General features: G+C 43.4%; 6 protein-coding genes. 1 reads left to right on the top strand and 5 read right to left on the bottom strand.

Annotated elements, in window-relative coordinates; translation table 11 throughout:
* Positions 1 to 3: 3 nt before the first annotated feature.
* From H9565_RS04985 to H9565_RS04965, 5 genes are all read right to left on the bottom strand, one after another.
* Positions 4 to 5,067 (bottom strand): chitobiase/beta-hexosaminidase C-terminal domain-containing protein, encoded by a 5,064-nt coding sequence (locus H9565_RS04985; RefSeq protein WP_215438082.1) that lies wholly within the window; start codon positions 5,065 to 5,067, stop codon positions 4 to 6.
* Positions 5,068 to 5,102: 35 nt separating this feature from the next.
* Positions 5,103 to 7,109 carry a hypothetical protein gene (locus H9565_RS04980; protein ID WP_215438081.1) on the bottom strand — a complete coding sequence of 669 codons (2,007 nt, stop codon included), beginning with the start codon at positions 7,107 to 7,109 and terminating at the stop codon, positions 5,103 to 5,105.
* Positions 7,110 to 7,239: 130 nt separating this feature from the next.
* On the bottom strand, positions 7,240 to 9,819 hold the full coding sequence (locus H9565_RS04975; protein WP_215438080.1) for a heparinase II/III family protein: 2,580 nt from the start codon (positions 9,817 to 9,819) through the stop codon (positions 7,240 to 7,242).
* 436 nt (positions 9,820 to 10,255) lie between these two features.
* Positions 10,256 to 11,935: a RagB/SusD family nutrient uptake outer membrane protein gene (locus H9565_RS04970; protein WP_215438079.1), complete on the bottom strand. Its 1,680-nt coding sequence runs from the start codon at positions 11,933 to 11,935 to the stop codon at positions 10,256 to 10,258.
* Between the two features lie 16 nt (positions 11,936 to 11,951).
* Entirely contained in the window at positions 11,952 to 15,074 is a 3,123-nt protein-coding gene (locus H9565_RS04965) for a SusC/RagA family TonB-linked outer membrane protein (protein WP_215438078.1), read from the bottom strand.
* 578 nt (positions 15,075 to 15,652) lie between these two features.
* Between H9565_RS04965 and H9565_RS04960 the strand changes: the two genes are divergently transcribed.
* Complete coding sequence (locus H9565_RS04960; protein WP_215438077.1) at positions 15,653 to 19,732, top strand: hybrid sensor histidine kinase/response regulator transcription factor; 4,080 nt, start codon at positions 15,653 to 15,655, stop codon at positions 19,730 to 19,732.
* The last annotated feature ends 42 nt before the right edge of the window (positions 19,733 to 19,774 follow it).

Raw genomic sequence — 19,774 nt, 5'->3', positions numbered from 1 at the left:
AAACTATTTTTCGGCATTATAGATGGTTTCGATTTCCTTAGCGGTCAAGACCCTATCGTATATGCGACATTCATCCATGGTAGCATTGGTAGCCCCTGACCTATTGACCATCAGGTTGATTTTTGACGCCCGGCCGCTTCCCCTTCGTGCCGATTTGTTCTGTACTTGTACCGAATTGATCATTTGCCCATTAAAATACAGTCGGATTTCTTCTCCGTAGGTCGCTGCCACGTGAAACCATTTGCCTGGGGCCATGTCGGCTTCGTTCACTTCCTTTTTTATCAGTCCGATGCTCCTGGCATAGTCTGCCTGAAGTGCATTCCCCTTATTCTCTAAGGTGTATTCTTCGTAGAAATAAGGTAGTCCCGTAACGAACATGACGTTTGACTTATCCTTAAAATTTATCCACATACTTACGGTCGCCGCATCTTCATGCGTATGCATTTCATCGACCACCAACTGTGAAATTTCCTTGAACAACCCTATCCCGTTTCCAATCTTTCCTGGGACGATTACACCACCCTCAACGACTGCGGAAACATTGCCCCCTCCGTTTACAGGGGTAAGTCCGTTTGTAATTTCCTCTGAAGCCAAATAGGCGACCAGACCTTTTTCCGGAATCTTGTTTCTTTCTAGATGGACTTCCCTAAATTCACCGATCAATGTCTTGTTTTTGAACAATCCAGCCTTTACGACCGTCAACTTTGACACTTTTAAGGGGAGTTTGTACGATTGAAGCTTTCCTCCATTGAGGCTATACCGAATCTTGTACGCCTTGTCGGGAGCGGCCAATGACAACTGAGTATCCTCAAAAATTTCTATGGCATTATTGCTTAGTTCTTCCCCTGCAATTTTAAAGGTCGGCGTCAAAGGCACGGTAATAGCCGATACCAGAAAGTCTTGTACGGCATTGCCGTTGGGGTATTTAACACTGATTTCCGCCTTACCAAGTGCCACTTTGATCTGTATCCGGTGCTTTCCCTTTTTGAGGTAAATACTGCCAGGCAAGGCAGGGGCATGTACCCTTCTATGCAAAACGGTTTCACCATCTATCACCAATTGCACACTGTTATCCTTACCATTGGGCATCATAAAGTCATAGACGCCATCGGCCACGACCTCAAATAGACCGGTATAGACCATTAGCTTCCTAGGAGTATCATTGGCAGAAAGCGTAGTTACAAAACGATCTTCGTAAGGTTTTGATCCCTTCACTTCAAAATATGAAGGAGCCAATCCATTTTCAGGAATGTCATTATTGCCTCCCAGTAAATCGATTCGATCATATTTTTGAACCCTTATTCCCTGTACGGAGGCTACCTCCACGGCAGGGTGGGCCTTTAGCACGTGGATACGCTTACCGATAATTTCCCCAAGCCTAGACCCGTTTTTAAAAGCAGCCACGCGTAGCGAATGTAAGCCAGGTTCCGTGACCACGATTTCCCGTAATTCCCTTGCCTTTGCTACAAGAGGGTCGGAACCATCTAGCGTATAGGCATACTTAAGTTTGGAATGATCGGTCAACAGTTTTAACCTAACTTGATCTACATGGGTTTCGTTTCCTCGTATTACAAAGGGAGCCTTGGTAGTCAACTCTTGGTCTTGCACCGCTGTATATTGTTTTTCTCCCGGTCGCTTAACACCCACCTTAATTTTATAAGCTTCCTCGATATCGCCTTTCCAAAACATGGGATCACAAACCAAAAGCCTGAACTTATGCTTGCCTTTGGCGAGGGCCACCTCCCCATACCTACTCTTGTACGAGAGTCCGTATTGCTTGTCTACACGTAAGACCGAAGCAGTTCCCATGCTAAAATCGATAGGGCCGTTAGAGCTTACCTCAAACCTGTAAACACCATCTTCCTTGGCTTCAAAATACCCTTCAAAAAGGTAGAAAGACTTCGTCATTAGGGTACTGGATTGCCTCGGTTCTACAAATGGTACCGTAAAATTGGAGCTTGTAGAGGTAAGGATAGGCTTGTGATCTTCTACTTCAGGTAAAGATATTTTGTCCCCTTGAAAGAATCCCTTTTTATCATATATCGTTGTTTTCAACTCGTAGACCTTGGCAGAAAGGCCTTGAACGCCTTGTACCTGACCGGAAGCTTTCAAAGGACTGACCTTTTGGAAGGCAAATTCGGAAACCGGACTCCATTTTTCGCCAAATTTCCATGAGTCTTGATAGGTACGCGCCTTTAAAAGACAAGACCTGTCAATTTTAATCGGACCGTCATAGACTTTAGATGTAGGACCTGGTTCGGTTCCGTCAGTAGTATAATACACCACGCTGCCCAATTGGGAAGGTGCAAAGGAAACCGTCTCTTCGTCTATGAAGAGGCGGGCAGGCCGATACCCTGGATTATTGTGGTCTATGGTCCACTGCCCCTTCTCGATTAAAATAGGCTTGCCCGGAGTGGCTTTAGAGTTCATAACATTTTTGCCATTACGCTCCATTGCGTAGACCGTACGTTCTTTATCGGTTCTCCCAAAAGTGTAGGTATCGGTATTCCCCCCAACGTTTACCGTAAGTTGGGTAAGGTCATCCGACCATACGGTGGTAGGCAATTTGTCACCAAATCGAAAAGGAAAAAGCATCACCTTATACTCTGGATCAACGGCATTCGCGGGAATACTCAACATATTGTATCCCCAAGCTTTTTGAACATTGGGCAAGGGAAACGGAAAATTACTGTTTCTCCATAAAACCCTTACCAAGAGCATGGGATCTCCCTTTTTAGGATTGGGTTTCATAACGGGATATGAGGCTTCCCATGTTGCGGCCCTCCCCCTATTCACATTATTATCGGCCATGGCCATAATGATATCGGTACCTATTACGCCCTTGGTGTTCAATTCTAAATGACGGTTCTGTGCCGCGGGGTTTACCTCATATACATACGAATCGCCTATAAGGGGCATTCGCCAATCGTATTGATGGGCCTTGCCGTCTTTTTTCAAATCGTCAACGACCAATAAATAAGGTTTTTCCCCACGTGCAAAATGCATGGTACGAAACACGTGATCCATATCATTGGCCCATTTTCCATATCGTTCCACACCACGGGTTTCCCCATGCCACGGACCGTAATCCAAGTGGCCGAATCCATCGTAGTGTTCCTTTATCCTCGGTTGGAAAGGGAGTTCGGAGAAGCGATCTAATTTATAGGCCGACTCCTTAAAACGTCCCATAATATGATTGACCTGTGCCAAGGCCGGATGATCCAGTTCCATCAGCTTTTCGTACTTTCTCCAGCCGTAAGCCGTGGTCATTTCCACTACACTTGAGGCCGCCTCAGCTGTATTGGTCGCCGTCATCGAATCTCCAGAGACAGGCTGATAGACCCCTGCAAGTCCGTCTACGGTCACCAAGGCCCTATATGAAGCATCTCGGTAAGCCCCTACGTTCGGGCTCCAAGGAATGCCATGTGACCATATTTGAAAATCGCCATGTTGTGGGGTCTCATGTCCGGCGTAGTATTGGTCCACCCTATTCTCCATATGTACCAACATATCATCTTGGTGCCAACCATTGCCCATGGTGACCATACCCCGTTCTCCGTCATACCAAAAGCGGGGCATATCTTCAAACTGGTCTAATTCTTCCTTCTGTTCGTAGGATGTAATTTCAGAGGCCGTTATGAGGGTTATCCCTGGTAACTGAAACCACGATTTATGAAGTTTTCCCGAATAATCTTCGCCCTTCTTGCCTTCAAACATAGCGGCATTGAATATGGAGTTCTTTATGTTGTATACAAAATCTACCCGGGTATCTTTAGGGTAAAAGTATTTCATTATGTGCCAAAACTCTAAATGTCCGCCTGTACCACTCCCTGGGGAAGTACGCCAAAATCGGGGTTCGTCAAAACCTGTTCGTATATCTTCCAATCCGGGGGCATTTGGGCGTTGACGAGGCCGATGTACATAACGGTTGTATATTTTTCTGGCATTCAAGGCTTCCGATTCGGCCCTTGCCAAAAGATGGCTGTGCTTTAATAAGTTGCGATCGCCCCTTCTACCAGCGGCCCATACGGCCAACATAGGTATAAATCCTTTGGTATTCTCATAGGTAGTACCATTGGAAGACAGGTCGTAATTCAATTTATTCTGCAAGCTCCACGTAGCTATGGGCAAGATCCTTTCATCATATCCTTTTTCCCCCTCAATGGCAAGTGCCAAGGGAATCCAGTTGGCCTGGGACGACATATGGTTATTGATGTACATCTGCCCGGGAATAGCCATTCCCGTGTCGTATTTTCCATAGGTGGCCTTAGCAATGACCCTACGTACAATGCTACGCTCTTCCTCGGTCATAAAATTATACCCGTAGTCGTATTCCCATCCCAAGGTAAAATAACCTCCGGGGGTGTTGGAAAAGAAGTATTCCATGCCGTATTTTTCCTTTAGCTCCCCTACTCTTTTACGTCCTCCGGAATAATAGGCTTGGGCATAGGTATAGGGGCCAAATTTTAAATCGGTCCTAACAAAGTCGTAGGATACATCTTTGAAGCTTTCCGCGGTTTTCTCGTGGTTTAGGATATCGATACGAGGTTCCAAATACAGGGCATGCGCCACAGTTGCCTCCGCTGCGCGCCTCCCTAGCTCTTGATCATCGGTCAGTAAGGCCAAGAGGGCCCATTTGGCAATATTACCGTCCGCACCGAAAGGATTGGCATAGTACTCAAAATTTTCGGGCACTTCCCATTCTACATTCTTGCGCAGATCTTCTAACTGCAGTTTGAAGAATTTCGGAGCCCGGTCTCCCATAGCTACCATCTTCTTCATCCGGTCAACATCCGACGGGCTCATGATTACCCTTGGGTGTACCCCTGGCTCGGGTACCTCGCTCAGTTTTTCCGAATCAAAACCTTCACCCTTAAAATCAAAATCAACCTTGGGCATGGGAGGTAAATCTTTTATTAATCCGCCCTCCAAAATATAATCCGCATCCGGTCCGTGGCTTCCCTTATAAAAATCTTGTTCGCCTTTCGGAATATATTCTTGGGCAAGCCCCTTCCCTATAAAAAGGGTCAAGCAGAAAGCCAATAAAGTCAATTTTTTAGTACACATGTGCATTCGGTTAAAATTCTGTAGTAAAGTTTATATCAATATCCTAAAAAGGGGATTCGCCCTATCTCCAAGCCATCGGTCTCAAGTACCGGTTTTATCACGTTTTTTCCATTGACCGTCTGATAACGTATTCCTTCGTCTATGGGGCTGTATTCCGTTTCAATAAAAAGATCTCCCCGGTCATACTTCACATATCTATGTGGGTTCTTCCTATAATGTTGATACGCCCTATAATTATCTTCCACCTTTGCCCCGCCTATCTTTTTCCTGAACTGTTCAAAAGATGAATACTCCTCCGTAGAAGCCACTTCACATACAAAACCATTCCCTACTAAAGCGAACTGATTACGTGTAAAGTCGATCGGTTTCCCTTGATAATTGAAGAACTCTATGACCGTATAACCTTCCCTCTCTTGAATCCGAAGGTCGTATTCCGAACCATAGTTTACGGGCACCAGTGGCACAAACGCCATATACACCTCCCCATCTTTCACATAAATGGTCTTATGGCCTTTGGCCGTAAAGTCTTTTCCCGAGATCTTGTCATCACCGACCCATATTTCATCGATAGTATTGGCCCCATCTCCCCATTGATCATTGGGAATATAAATACCTACACTTAGGCTGCTTACTTGTTCCCGTTTATATCGTTTTGGACGATAGAGAACCACGGCGGTATTTTTATGTTGGGTGACCAGGCGTCTTCCCCTTTCACTGTATAGAATTCCCCGATCTCCATATCCGTCGGTCGGTCCGGATAATTTTTCCTGCCCATTGACAATAAATCGCGAAAAGATGGTTGCCGTATTTTTGGGGCTCTCGGCGATGTTCTTTTTAGGATAGGTGACCAGGAAGCTTTCGGTCTGCTCGCCTGAATGGTAAGGTATAGAAACGGAACCTATGGTATACTTTTCGGTCATATAGGTTTCTATGCGACTGTTCCATGCCCCGTAAGGTTCCAAATCGTAATCGACAAAGGGGTCCATGGCATCGGCATTGAGCCCCAACTTCTCCATTCCCCTATCGTCATAGCTGGCACATCCATCTGCGGTAGCAAGGAAATGAAATGGATATTGTCGGTTCTTTACCCAATCGACAAGATATTTCGGACAATGGTACTCATTTCCATAACAGGAAGCCGCCCTCACCTTTATCCATTCTTCACTGGGAAGGAAATAATCGTCAAGACGGAAGTAAGGAGTAAGGTCGCCCAATACAAAATCGAACATAGCGAACGGAAGTCCGACCCCTCTCATATCCCATTGATATGCCCGCGACCAAGGCCCCACCATTTTGGCCATGGGGAGGTGGTAATGTGCCAATACATCGATCCAAAGACGCTCCTCGATTTCGAGGGCCAATTTTTTAATCGTGCTATCTTGGGTCATCTCGGCAATCATAGCTATGGGCTCTATCTGTAAAAAGCAATAAGCCTGCGAACTGTATTCCGTGTTTACCCCACTGCGGGTAAGTTGCTCCTTGAACATTTGCAAACGTTCCCTGCCTTTGTCGACCTGTATCGTATTACCGGTACGCTCGCCGTACAAAATATTGCCACAGGTGGCCATACAGGGGAAATTATCATTGGTCCCTACAAAGTTCCAATGATCTTCCAAAAAGCCATCGGCAATGGTTTTTAAGTGACCTTCGAGCTTTACTTTGGCCTTTTCACTGATCAGCGCGCCGTATTTTGACAGTAAAAAGTTGACACGATGCCACTCTTGATAGTAATCGGGAAAATTTTCGAGGTAGCGATTGGCTTGGGCAATGGCCTTTTTATTTCCCGAGGCCAAGGCCGCTTGACAATAAGCCAGTGGTTCCAAGGAACGGGTAAAGCCCCACTCTTCCTTTCCTTTCCATTCTCCCTGTTTTGAAAAGTAGGCCAAGCGTTCGGGCGTAAAGAAATGCTTCAGTTGGTCTTTGGCCCTCTCTTTATCAAGATGGTCATATGAGCGGTCTAATTGGCCCTTTGCCTCCCTCGGTAAAAGTGCCATAACGAATAGACAAGCTGCAAAAAGGAATGTTTCGAACGTTTTTTTCATTTGGTTTGGTCTTTGTTCCCGGGGTCGGTTTATCGGTTTTACAATCGTACAATACGACCGGTCGATACAGGGCCGGCCCTACCCCCAGATCGTGAATCGGTAAATTATGTTTCGCTTCGCACCGGCCTTTTTAGATTTCCGCGATTACTTTTCCATTGCGGATTACCTTGTAGGTGGTACGCCCCTTTCCGTCCTCCTTAAAAATGACCCTATCTTTCTGGTCTTGCCATTCTATGGAGACTTCGGTCTTAGATTCGTTCCATTTTACCAGTGGTTTTTCCTCTCCGTGATAGTAGGGAAAAAGCAGCATCTTGAAATTAGGGTTCACCCCATAGGAAGGAATGACCAAGCGCTTGGCCATACCAAAACTTCTACCATCGGGCCAATCTCTTGCATCTTTGTATTCAAAGGTTTCCAACCGTATCTGGGGATTCTTGAACTCATCTTCGGGAACGGTACGATCCAAAACCTTGACCAATAATTGGGCGTCTCCCTCTTTCGGTTCGAATTTTAAGGTACCCCAGGCCCCTTCGGTCTTTTTCGTATCACCGCCTAGTATGATTTCGTCAATTTGAAGACTAAGCATTTCCACATCGCTATCGACCATCATGATCCATTCATAGGTGTGGTCTTTGCTGTCTTTTTGAATATCGTCTACCACCAGCGCATAAGGGTGTGTCCCTCGCACGAGTCCTGCCGAACGAAACGCTTTTTCAACGGGATTGTGCTTTACACGAACCGGACGGGCATATTCATCCCACATTCTGGGATCGCCACTTTCAAAGCCGTTGTAGTAGGCTTCGACCACCGGTGAACGGTCGATATTCGCCTTCCAGTCAAAATTTGGGTGTTTGGCCAGCCACTTGTCGGTTTCCCCGGTCAAGTATTCCCATCGTTTAAAACGGCGTCTTGGTTGGTCTTTGTCGGCAAACCCGCTCAAGGTACCCTGCCAGTACCAATCGTACGCATACTTGGCGTTCAAAACCCCAAACGTAGCGTCGTCGTTATCTATAAGGCCCAACCATTCTCCCGGGGGCGGCACATAACCTTGTCCCTTACCGTCAATGATCACACAATTGTGATGTCGTGATTCTACACCCCTAAAACGATCGATCGCCCACGCCCTTCCGGCTCCAGAAAAAGTAAAATTACCGCGATCGGCATGTTGATGGCTTGGCCCTATTTGGTCATCGCGGCATTCCAATTGTAGCTGCACCTCATCGTCACCCCAATTCGAACGGGTAATCAAGGACTTGCGTTCGGGATCAAAATACGTATTTGGGAGTTCTAATCGCTTTCCCGCTTCAAAATCGGTCGGCAATGGATCATCAGCAAAAATAATTTGATATATGACATAGCCTCTTCCTCCGTCCAACTTATCGCCGCCGCCATTTTGATAGGCGAGGGTTTCTTGTAAAACATAATTTACCAAAGGATCTTGGGGATAACTCCGCTTCCAGGCGAGAAGGGTCTGCAGGGTAGGTCCGGCCTCTCCCCCATCACCATGACTAAGAAAACGTGCACCTCCCGGCTGTACCGAATTGGCATACCATTTCAAGGAGTTGTACCAACGCTTCTGATTCCATAGGTTATGTCCTCTTCTGGCCATGGCCACAAGTGCGGGCCCGTGCCATCGCAAACCAAATTGGGTATATCCTATAGCTTCTTTGCTCATCCCCATTTCTGACCATCCGTATTTTTGGTAATCGGTCTGAACTTCTTTCTGGTGTTCGTAGACACGAGCATCGTTACCCTCTTCCCCTTCAGTAGCCAAAGAGGTCAGCAATAGTCCCGATCCTACGGCAACCCAGTTCCAATTACGGAAATGATGGGGCATATGTGAGCCCATGGCCGTCTTTCCTTTGGTGTAAGTATTCAAAAGGTTTCTACAGCTCTTCTGCTGTCTTTTATTCATCCAGTTATAGGCGAAATCATATAAAAAGGCAAAATAAGGCTCTCCTCCAATAGCGTCTTTTCGACCGCTACGCCACACATCACTGTTGAGTTGTGAATTGAATTTTAAAGCATTGCCATCATCCCCTCCTTGGGATAGAATTTCCGACGCGCTTTTAAAGGCTCGGTCCATTTGATCCAAATTCTTTTGATAGATTTTCCCGAGGTTGGTTATCACCGTGGCCAGTTCAGCCCCTTTTTCCGTGTCGTCTCGCAATAGGCAGTCAAATGTTTCCAATAAAAGGACATAAAGAAACTGCGGACGGTGGTGCCAACTCACCCCATCGCTTTCCCCTGCTTTGGCATAATTGTTAAGTAGACCCTTAGCTTTCTTTATATTTCCGGCCAATAAGGCTTGATAGACATTATAACTGGCCGTATGTTCCTTACGGATCGATACATCTTGGTACGCCCTTAGGTTTTTTAGGGCGAGCCTTCCGGTCTGCGTATTCTTGGACCGGTTTCTAATATCCTCCAAATCCTCCGGGGAAAATAAAATTCTTGGATGCACCCCAGGTTCAGGTACGGTTCCGAAGGCATCCTTTACAAAGAAAGGAGAATCAAGGGCCTCCATTTTGATTTCAGGGGAAGCGGGCCATTGATATTCCCCATTAAGAATTTGTTCCGCGGAATATTCGCCCGGAAGCTCCTTCTTTTTCAGCAAATTTTCTTGTCCCCTACCAGAGACCTGCCCCTCACTTTCGTTATAGGCCAACAGCCCTAAAAAGCAAAGTGCTACGGTTATTCTTTTATTCATAACTAGATTCAAATTTTACATTCGACTCAAAATTTTATTTCTTCAATACGCCTTTTCCGCCCCCCTCTTGGGAAAGAGATCCTGCTGAAAACAAAATAAGGCCACCATCCCTTTTTTCATCGGTCCCCAAGGTGCAATCTCTTGCGCTAAGGTTGCAGAGTAGAATTTTAGGGGTGCTCAATCGATTACTGACTTTATAAAATAGTTCTATCCTTACCCATTTCACGAACTAAAAAAATGCCTATTCTTTCTCAAATTTGAAAAACGAGACTTTCCTTTAATTATATAATGAGAATAACCAAACTTCCTCTCCATTATAATTTTGACTATTAAATTATTACGGAGAGGTCCTTTGAATTCCTATCTTAATATAATTGAGAAGATATTTACTTCGTTAGAGAAGAGAATGGTGGTATTTCAAAATAAACAACTTCCTTTAATTCTTGTTATAATTATCATTATAGTCGGTTTCTCCTAAAGGAACCGGAGTATACATCCCTTCATAAGGAAAATCAATGGCAGGAATAGCAACTCCGGCTTCGTTGAATTTGTTGCCGTCTATTTCTTTCTTGAAACCTTTCATATATAACATACGATCTCCGCCTTCACCAGCAAGCTCCCTTAGCCGTTCTTCTTCTACAGATTCTGCCGTAACGGCGGGTAAGTTAGATAGGCCAGCTCTCTGCCTAACTACATTTACATCTGCTGTGGCCCCAATAATATCATTGTTCACAGAAAGACGCAACATGGCACGTGAAAGATATAGTTCCGGTAATCTCATTAAAGGCAATTGAGCATACCTTCCATCTTCCGCCCGATAATATTTATCGACCCAAATATGATTTTTCGTTACCTTAGAATTATTATCAAAAGAAGTCATGTAAGCAACTCTCTCAGGTACCGACATGCCAACAGTATCCACTTCAGCATTTCTATCGGCTCCTGCCTTTAAGAAATAATAGAGCTGATTGAATCTTTTATCAGCCAAGGCTTCAGGTGTAGGAGTATTGGTCGTCATATCCATCCAACCCATTCGCTCCAAGGCGTAATATGACAATGCCATGGTCCCGGCCCAACTCTGTATCCAACCGTTAACATTACCGTTCTCATCAAGTGTACCATCTCCTCTACCACCACCATTGGCCCTATAGTAACCTATCTTCGTCATTCTTGCGAAAGGGATATCATTATCGCTTGATTCAGGGCGAAAAGCCACCTCCCAAATTACCTCGTTAGCTTTTGGATCACCAAAGTTTCTGACCCAGGCCGTTTCTGGATCTTGGGAAAGGTCATAATAACCTTTGGCATCTACTGCATCGGTAATGACAAAATTGCATTCATCTAATGCCCCAGCATGGTCTCCCATGGCAAATTTTATTCGATACAATAAAGTCGCAGCGGCATACTTATTAGCTCGGCCCGCTTTAGCATGTTGTTCCGGAAGCAGCTCTTTTGCCTTTTGCAAATCAGATACCATTAAGTCGTAAAATTCTTGAACGCTGCCCAGTTGTGAACTTCGTAATGCATCGGCCGTTTCATCAAAATTTTGTTTCAACGGTATATATCTTCCGGAATTATCTCCTCCCGGAACGTAGGTAGGCATAAAGCCCTTTGCCAAATGATAATTGGTCCAGGCTCTCATGAAGTATAACTCACCCTTTTGCTGTTGTAACTGATTTCGATCTTCGGGAGTCATAGCAGAAAAGGCATCCGTACCTTCTTGCTCCTTCTCCTCTATAAATTTTAAACCTGGTAATATTTGGTTCAAAACCCTATATAGTTGGGCAAACTCAGCATCACCTTCTGAATTTGATACTGCCGTAAAATCACGGTCGTATTGATTGATTGCTGCGTGCTCCAAAGGTTGATGGTCTGTATGGGTAGAAATATCGCTTATTACAAAATCGCGATATGCTGAATAACCATAGGGGGCAGTCCAACCTGAGTTAAGAAAAAATCCGTAGTAAGAATCCACAACGGAAAGTTCAAACTCATCCACACTATTCCAAGGAAACAGTTGAGGACGCTCTAGCTCAAAAAATTCATCGTCATTGCACTGTACAAAAACTAAAGCCAATAGCGATAAAACTATTAAGGTACTATATCTATTTTTCATCTTTCGTCTTTTTTGATTAGAAATTAAGGTTGATACCAAGGGAGAAGGTTCTTCTCTGTGGCCCGGAAGAACGAGATGTCATTCCATTAAGAACACCATCACCGCCATAACGTTGAAGTTCTGGATCAAAACCTGTATAATCAGTGATAGTAAGTAGATTGGTGGCATTAAAATATAGGCGGCATTTGGAGACTCCCAAGCGGTCTATGACGGAAGCAGGAATAGAATACCCCATCACCAGCTCTTTCAACTTTATATAATCCCCTCTTTGAAGAAACCTAGACTCAGCTCCATCGTACAGAAATTTACCTCCCTCTACATATTCACCCTCGTCATTATATGGATATCGATTCCCGTATACCAACTGTGGATATTCAGCAATATCTCCCGGTTTCTCCCAAGATTTGGTATAGGCATCTGCCAACACAGGAGCGCTTCCGGTTCCTAACCCTTTGTATAGGTCATCATTGTAAATATAGTTCCCGCCTTGAAAAGAAAACAATACGGAAAGATCAAAATTCTTGTATTTAAAATCATTGAAAAAACCTCCATAAAATGTAGGTAAGGCAGTCTTATCCTCTTGAATCATTCTGTTATTTCCTTTGTTATTGGTCGTTGCTGGAATCAACCTACCTGTTTTAACGGTAGCACCTGTTTCTTCATAAACATCCCTATCAACTTCATAAATCATCGAAATCCCAGTTTGAGGATCCACTCCCGCAGATTCAGGTAAATAATATTGACCTATTGCCGCTCCCGATCTCGTAAGCGTATAGTATCTATTGGCAGCATATTTAATTATCCCCTTTCCGGTTTTGTCTGCTTCAGGGTTAAGAGCTGCCACTTCATTTTCGTTAAAAGCGACATTACCTCCCACGGTCCATCTAAATTTATCATTGTTTACGGCTACCCATGAAACATCCAACTCAATTCCCTTATTGACCATGTCTCCAATGTTCTCCACAAAAGAACCTCCTCTTGCCGTGCCACCATTTCCGCTAGCTAAGCCAGAAGAATAAGGTAGTGGTGTTGCCAGCAGCATATCTTCCACATCTTGTTTATAGTAAGCAATGGAACCGTTAATCCTATTTTTAAGGAACCCAAAATCCACTCCAAAATCGCTCATAGTAGAAGTTTCCCATGAGGCCAATTTATTAGCGAAATTAGTGATGTAAGTATTTCCTACACCTCCATAATTTCTGATAGATGTATTGGTAGAATAATTGGTTTCCGTTACATAGGGAATACTTGAATTACCAGTCTGTCCGATGCTGCCTCTTATTTTCAAGAGCGAAATCCAATCTGCCGATGACAAAAAGTTCTCATCCGAGATAATCCAACCGGCCGATCCGGAATAGAAAGTTCCCCAGCGGTTTTCCTTCACGAACTTAGCCGAACCTTCCCTACTCACACTTGCTCCGAGCAAATACCGATCTTTAAATTTATAGTCTAAACGCGAAAAGAAGTTTCTACGGTAGCCTTCCGACCTCAAGTAGTCGGAACCTGTAATGGGGTCAGTTGATTTTCTTACTTCATGGAAAACCCCTAAAAGGTTGGTGCCCTGAACCCCGGTCCATGTGCTTTTTGATGCTCCTTGCTCAAATCCGCCCACAAAATCAATATTGTGATCTTCGCCGAAAGTATGGTTGTAATTTATTAGTGAATTAAAAACATATCCATAACTCTGAGTAGCGGTTCCATTACCGGTATTGCCTTGGGTCGCAAAATTTTGTGTAATGGCTCCCGCTTTGTACGAATCGCTTTTGCCCATACTTATATTGGGCTGATAATTTGCCGACAATGTCAAGCCTTTTACAAACGGCATCTTCCACTTGGCAAAAACCACGGAATTAACTCCAAAATTACGGCTATTATTAGACCTGAATTTAGGATCGGAATTTGCTAACGGATGGGCCCCGGTCTCGGCATTCCAATAACCTGATGCGTTGGTATCGCTATAGACGGGCAGCCAAGTAAGACCATGTACAAAACCCGCCCCACTATTACTACTCTTGTTATACTTTCCAAAAATCCTTAGTCCATAGGTAAAGCTTCCTTTTACAAACTCCACATTTAAACGACCCGAAACATTTTCACCACCCTCATTAATATAATTTCCATCGTAACTTCTGTAATTGACCGTCGCATAAAGATTTGAATTTTCAGTACCGCTAGATGCCGAAAAATTAACATCATGGTAACTTCCTGCCCGAGTAAGCAAATCGTTCCAATCGGTATTTATACTTCGAGCCTCTTCGTTAGTAATTGTTTCATTACCCGTCGCCCATGGATTTTGGGACATTACGCTCTGCTGAAAATCCCAATTGGTGCCGTCGTAGTTTTGGCTACCAATCTCCATAATATCAAATAGTCTATCCGTACCGGCATACCCTAAATCGGTATTTGTAAATTGAGATAATCCTGAATGATAGTTCAAATTAAAACGTGGGTTACCCCTTTTTCCTCGTTTAGTGGTTACAATGATAACTCCATTGGAAGCCCTTGAACCATATACTGCTGTAGCAGCTGCATCTTTCAACACCTCAATAGATTCAACGTCATTTGGATTGATATCTCCTTGACCTCCGCCAACACCATCAACTATCCAAAGTGGCGAATTTCCCGAATTTATGGAACTTATACCTCTTAAGGTAACCTGTCCGTTCGTAACCTGAACTCCAGATGCCCTACCAGCCAAGGCAGTAGTAATGGAACCTGTTGCCGTTTGAGCAATCTTAGCCCCATCTACTTTCGCAATCGAACCTATAACATCCCGTTTTTTCTTAGTTCCGTATGCCACAACGACAACTTCATCTAGGTTCTCAGACGACTCCTGTAAAACTACGTTAATGATTGCCTTACCTCCTACAGGTACTTCCCTAGCTTCAAAACCAACAAAAGAGAACAATAGCACCTCCCCTATGTCAACCTTAATATTATAGTTACCATCAAAATCGGCAACTACTCCTCTATTGGTTCCCTTGACCACCACATTTACCCCAGGAAGTAGCTCTCCTTCAGTATCGGTGACCATTCCAGAAACCGTTTCTTGTGCTTGTGAGGAAAATATACTCCCGGATAAAATCATCAAGAAATAAACCAATTTCAGTCCCAAAGTTTGCTTTTTACATTTTTTCATAATTTTTTGGTTGTAGTTATTATATTCCTAAATACTTGTGTTCAAAAATCAGAATACATTAACTCATACACATGCCTGAAAGTGTCAAAAGCTTTTCTATATGTTGCAAGCTGCTATTCTAGTTGAACTTAAAAGAAATGGGTGATGGAGATAAGTAAATGAAACTTGGGGCATAGCCTTATAAAAGAGAATTCAGTTTTTTGGACTAGAGAAAAGATTCTTTTCCCCATCCATTAAAACAGAACATATGCCACAGGTGCCAAAAAAGAAAAAGCGAAATAAAAAGAAAATCCAGTACGCAACCTATATATTGCTCTATATTTCAATACTAATTTTGAGTACTATTTTGATTATCACCCTATTGTTCTATTGAAACACCCCCATTCACCCCAATACATCATCGTAGAATGGAGGTGTTTCTCCTTAAACCTTAAAACGGAGCATTAAGGACTTAAGGCAATGATTCTAATTTTAGTACGTATTTGCGCATTGCGGTAGGTTTAACTAAGGCCTTATGACCACAGGACACAAATAGAAAGATCAAGGCAGACCAGTACATTTAAAAAACAGACGAAACCATGACCATCAAACACTACTATCCCCCAATCAAAACGCTACTCGTAGTGCTAGCGGTCTTATTCTTACCTACACGTAACCTTTCCCAAAAAACAAAAGCAGAAAGTGCCATACAAAAAGGATTGGCCTTTAATCGTTTTTTTGCCAAGGATGGACTTCCCGATAACAGAGTGAGAAGCATCTACCAAGACAAAAAAGGGTTCATTTGGATAGGCACGATGAACGGCCTTTGCCGATACGATGGGTATAACTTTAAGCAATTTTCAAAAAATGTACAGGGTAACGGCATTGCGGGAAATTGGGTATATGCCATAGCCGAAGATGAGGACGAGAATATTTGGATAGGCTCTACCGAAGGCTTAAGTAAGATCGAACGCAACAAAGACTCTATTCTAAATTACAAAAACTCCAATTTTTTGCCCCATAAGGAAATCAAATCCCTTTATATCGACCAAAAGCAACGTTTATGGATTGGCACGAAAAAGGGGCTCAGCATATTGGAAATCGAAACCGAAAAAGTACACCAGTTCAAAGATTTCCCGCTCAACAATGCCGTAAATGTCATCGTTTCTGACGAAAAGGGACATATATGGGTGAGTTGTGAAACAGGTATCGTACGCTTTGATGAAAAAAACCTATCCCAAACCTATTTCCCCTTTGATGTAAAACCCAACGCCTATAACGATAGAATATGGGACATACTTTTTGTACAAGACGAACTATGGGTCGCCAGTGGTGGTGATGGTATCTATCGTTCAAAAACTGATTCGCTAACTGCTAATGGGAGAAGTGCCTTTCAAAAACTATTTCTTGGCGATGAGGTTTCCCCCAATCTTGAAATTTATGACCTCACCATGGACAATTCGGGGAATATTTGGTTAGGAACCACACAGGGATTGGGTAAAATAGAAAGACAAAAACCTAATGGAAACGATGGACCGATTATTTTTTATCAGCAACATTACCTAAACGATTACAGTCTTAGCAACGATCGAATATTTAAGCTAAACTTTGATGCAGGTAATAACTTATGGATCGGTAGTAATCTCGGATTAAGCACCTTACTCAACCGAAACCGGAATTTTTCAAATTTCAGTTTCACCAAAAGTACGAACAAAGACGAAGTAAGGGGCATCACGGCCATGCCGGAAGGCGACCTTTGGTATACCACATCCTCAAAGGGAACATCGGGTATCTCGTATGAAGATGGAACCATTAAAAGATTGGGACTGAATATGGGGCCCGAAGCCAATATGGGGCGTTCTATTGCGTCTATGGGTCAAAAATTGTTTATCGGATCTCTAGATGGCCTCGTAATAAAAGACCTGAAAACCGGACATGTACAACATCTATTACCCGGTAAAAACGTGTTCAGTCTTTTGCTCGACACCGCCGATAATAAAGCCTACATTGGCACCATAAGCGGACTTTTCGCTTACGATATGCAAAAAAACACCTTGGCCAGTAAGCTCCCCTTACTGAAAGGATTTGTACGATCGCTCTACAAATCGCCAAATGGGACCATATATGCGGGAATAGACGGCCCCTTCATCTATAAAAAAGACCCAGAGGGAGACTTTGCCCCCTTGGCCATACCTGACTACTTTTTCGGTTCAATGATTAATGCCATGGAAGAGGATAGCGAAGGCCATTTGTGGATCGGTACGGAAAGTGGACTCAACAAACTCACCAAAAACGGAAGTGCAGCCTATACCTGCGAATTGATCGGTGTAAGCGAAGGCCTCGCCGATAAATCTGTACACGGCCTGATCATAGACAATGAAAACAACCTCTGGATCAGCAGCATTAAAGGCTTGATGCGGTACAGCGATAAGGAAAAGCATTTTGAATATTTCCTGCCCAATTTAATCTTTAGTCCCTCATGCTTTTACAAGAAGGGCAATACCGCCTTTTTCTTTGGTCATGCCAATGGATTTATCCGTTTTGACCCCAAACTAATTTCCTTTACCAAAAGTCCACCCGACGTACTCATTACCGGTTTTCGGATCTTAAACAAAGCCGTCAAGGTAAAAGAACAAATTAATGGCGATGTTATACTTGACAAACAAATCTTCAATACCGAAAACATCACCCTAAATTATAAAAACGACATGTTTACTTTGGAATATGCCAATATTAATGGCAGTTTCGAAAAAAGTAGAGACTACGCTTATAAACTAGAGGGTTTTGACAATGATTGGGTATACAACAAAAGCGAGGAACACACGGCCACCTATACTAACCTTAATCCGGGCACCTACACCTTTATAGTCAAAGCCAAAAACCACAGTGGCTCTTGGAACTCAAAACCCACAAAACTCAGCATTAGCGTCTTGCCCCCACCCTGGAAGACCTGGTGGGCCATTTTGACCTATGTGGCCATAATTAACGGACTCATTTACATTTTTATCCGATACCGAACGGCAAATGCCCGAAAGGAAAGCGAACTGCTTCTTGAAAAGCGGGAAAAAGAACAAATGAAAGAACTGAACAATTTAAAACTACAATTTTTCACCAACATTTCCCATGAGTTCAGAACCCCGCTTACCTTGATTTCAGGGCCAATAAAGGATATCATCTCCAACAATACCATATCGGTCGATATTCGAAAAAAGGCTAAGATTATCAAGAGAAATAGTGACAAGCTCATACATTTGATAGACGAGCTGATTACCTTTAGGAAACTTGAAAAAGGGGGGCTCGTTCTTAAACCGACACCTATAAACATTCTTCATTTTGTGCAAGAAATCAGTGAAAGTTTCCAACTGTATGCCGAAGGAAAGGAAGTTATCATCAATTGTCACAGCCTTTTAAAAGACAATGTAATATTGGCAGACCCTACCCATCTCTATAAAGCTATCAACAACCTAATGGCCAATGCCCTAAAGTTTTGTTCCGAAGGTTCGGTGGTACAAATCAAGATTAAGGCCCAGAAAAAACTAGATACCCCTCAAAAGCAAATATGCGATTCGTGGATTCGTATCTCCGTAAGCAATTCGGGACCCAATATTTCCAAGGAAAACCTCATACGTATTTTTGACCGCTATTATAAAGGAAACGATGCCCATGGAGGAACGGGCATAGGTTTATCGCTAGCCAAGGAACTCGTAGAACTACACAACGGAAGCATCCATGCCAAAAGCGACCACCAGACAACGGAATTCACCATCCTACTTCCGAAAGGAAATGTCACTTCCCTCATAGAGGATACGAATACAGATCCCGCATCATTCCCTAAAATACTTGCATTGGACCCCTATCTGGGTGACGACCGGTCTTTTGACGAAACCCAGGAAACTACCTATGGAGAACCGGGAAAAATGCATATTCTGCTAGTGGATGACAATAACGAGCTTCTAGAATACCTAAGCCTGCTGCTGAAGGACGATTTTATCATAAAAACGGCTAGTAATGGCCTTGAAGCCCTCGAAGTGGTTAAGAAAACGCCTCCTGACGTAATCGTTAGCGACGTGCTAATGCCCAAAATGGACGGATATGGCCTATGCCAAAGCCTTAAAGAAAATCAAAAGACCCTACACATACCCGTTATTCTTCTGACTGCCAAAACCATGACCGAAGAAAAGATGAAGGGACTTCATCTTGGGGCCGATGCCTATTTGGAAAAACCGTTTGATCCCGACATCCTAAAAACCAGGATCCACGCACTGGTAAAAAGCAGGAAAATGCTCATTCAAAAACTGGTCAAGGAACAGGTGGTAGATTCATCTGCACTAGCAAAAAATCCTTTGGATGAAGCTTTCATACAAAAAGTTGTTGAATACATTACAGCGAATTTAGATAACGGGGACTTTAGTGTAGAGGAACTCAGCGAATTAATGTCTATGAGTAGAAGCAACTTATTTCGAAAGGTAAAGACCATCTCAAAAATGAGTCCCGTAGAATTCATCTACTACATTCGATTGCAAAATGGAATGAAATTGCTTTTGGAGAGAAAATTCAATATCTCCGAAATTGCTTGGCAGGTCGGTTTTAAAAATCCTTCAAGTTTTAGCAAGTCATTTAAAAAACAATATGGAAAATCCCCAAGTGAATATTTGAATGAAGTTATTAGGCAACAATAAGGGTCTACTATTATAAGTCTTTATTTTTTCAACGTACAAAGT

This window comes from Zobellia russellii (genome assembly GCF_018728565.1).
GTDB lineage: Bacteria > Bacteroidota > Bacteroidia > Flavobacteriales > Flavobacteriaceae > Zobellia > Zobellia russellii.
The sequence above is the reverse complement of the archived record's forward strand: the minus strand, read 5'-3'. Positions and strand labels throughout refer to the sequence as shown.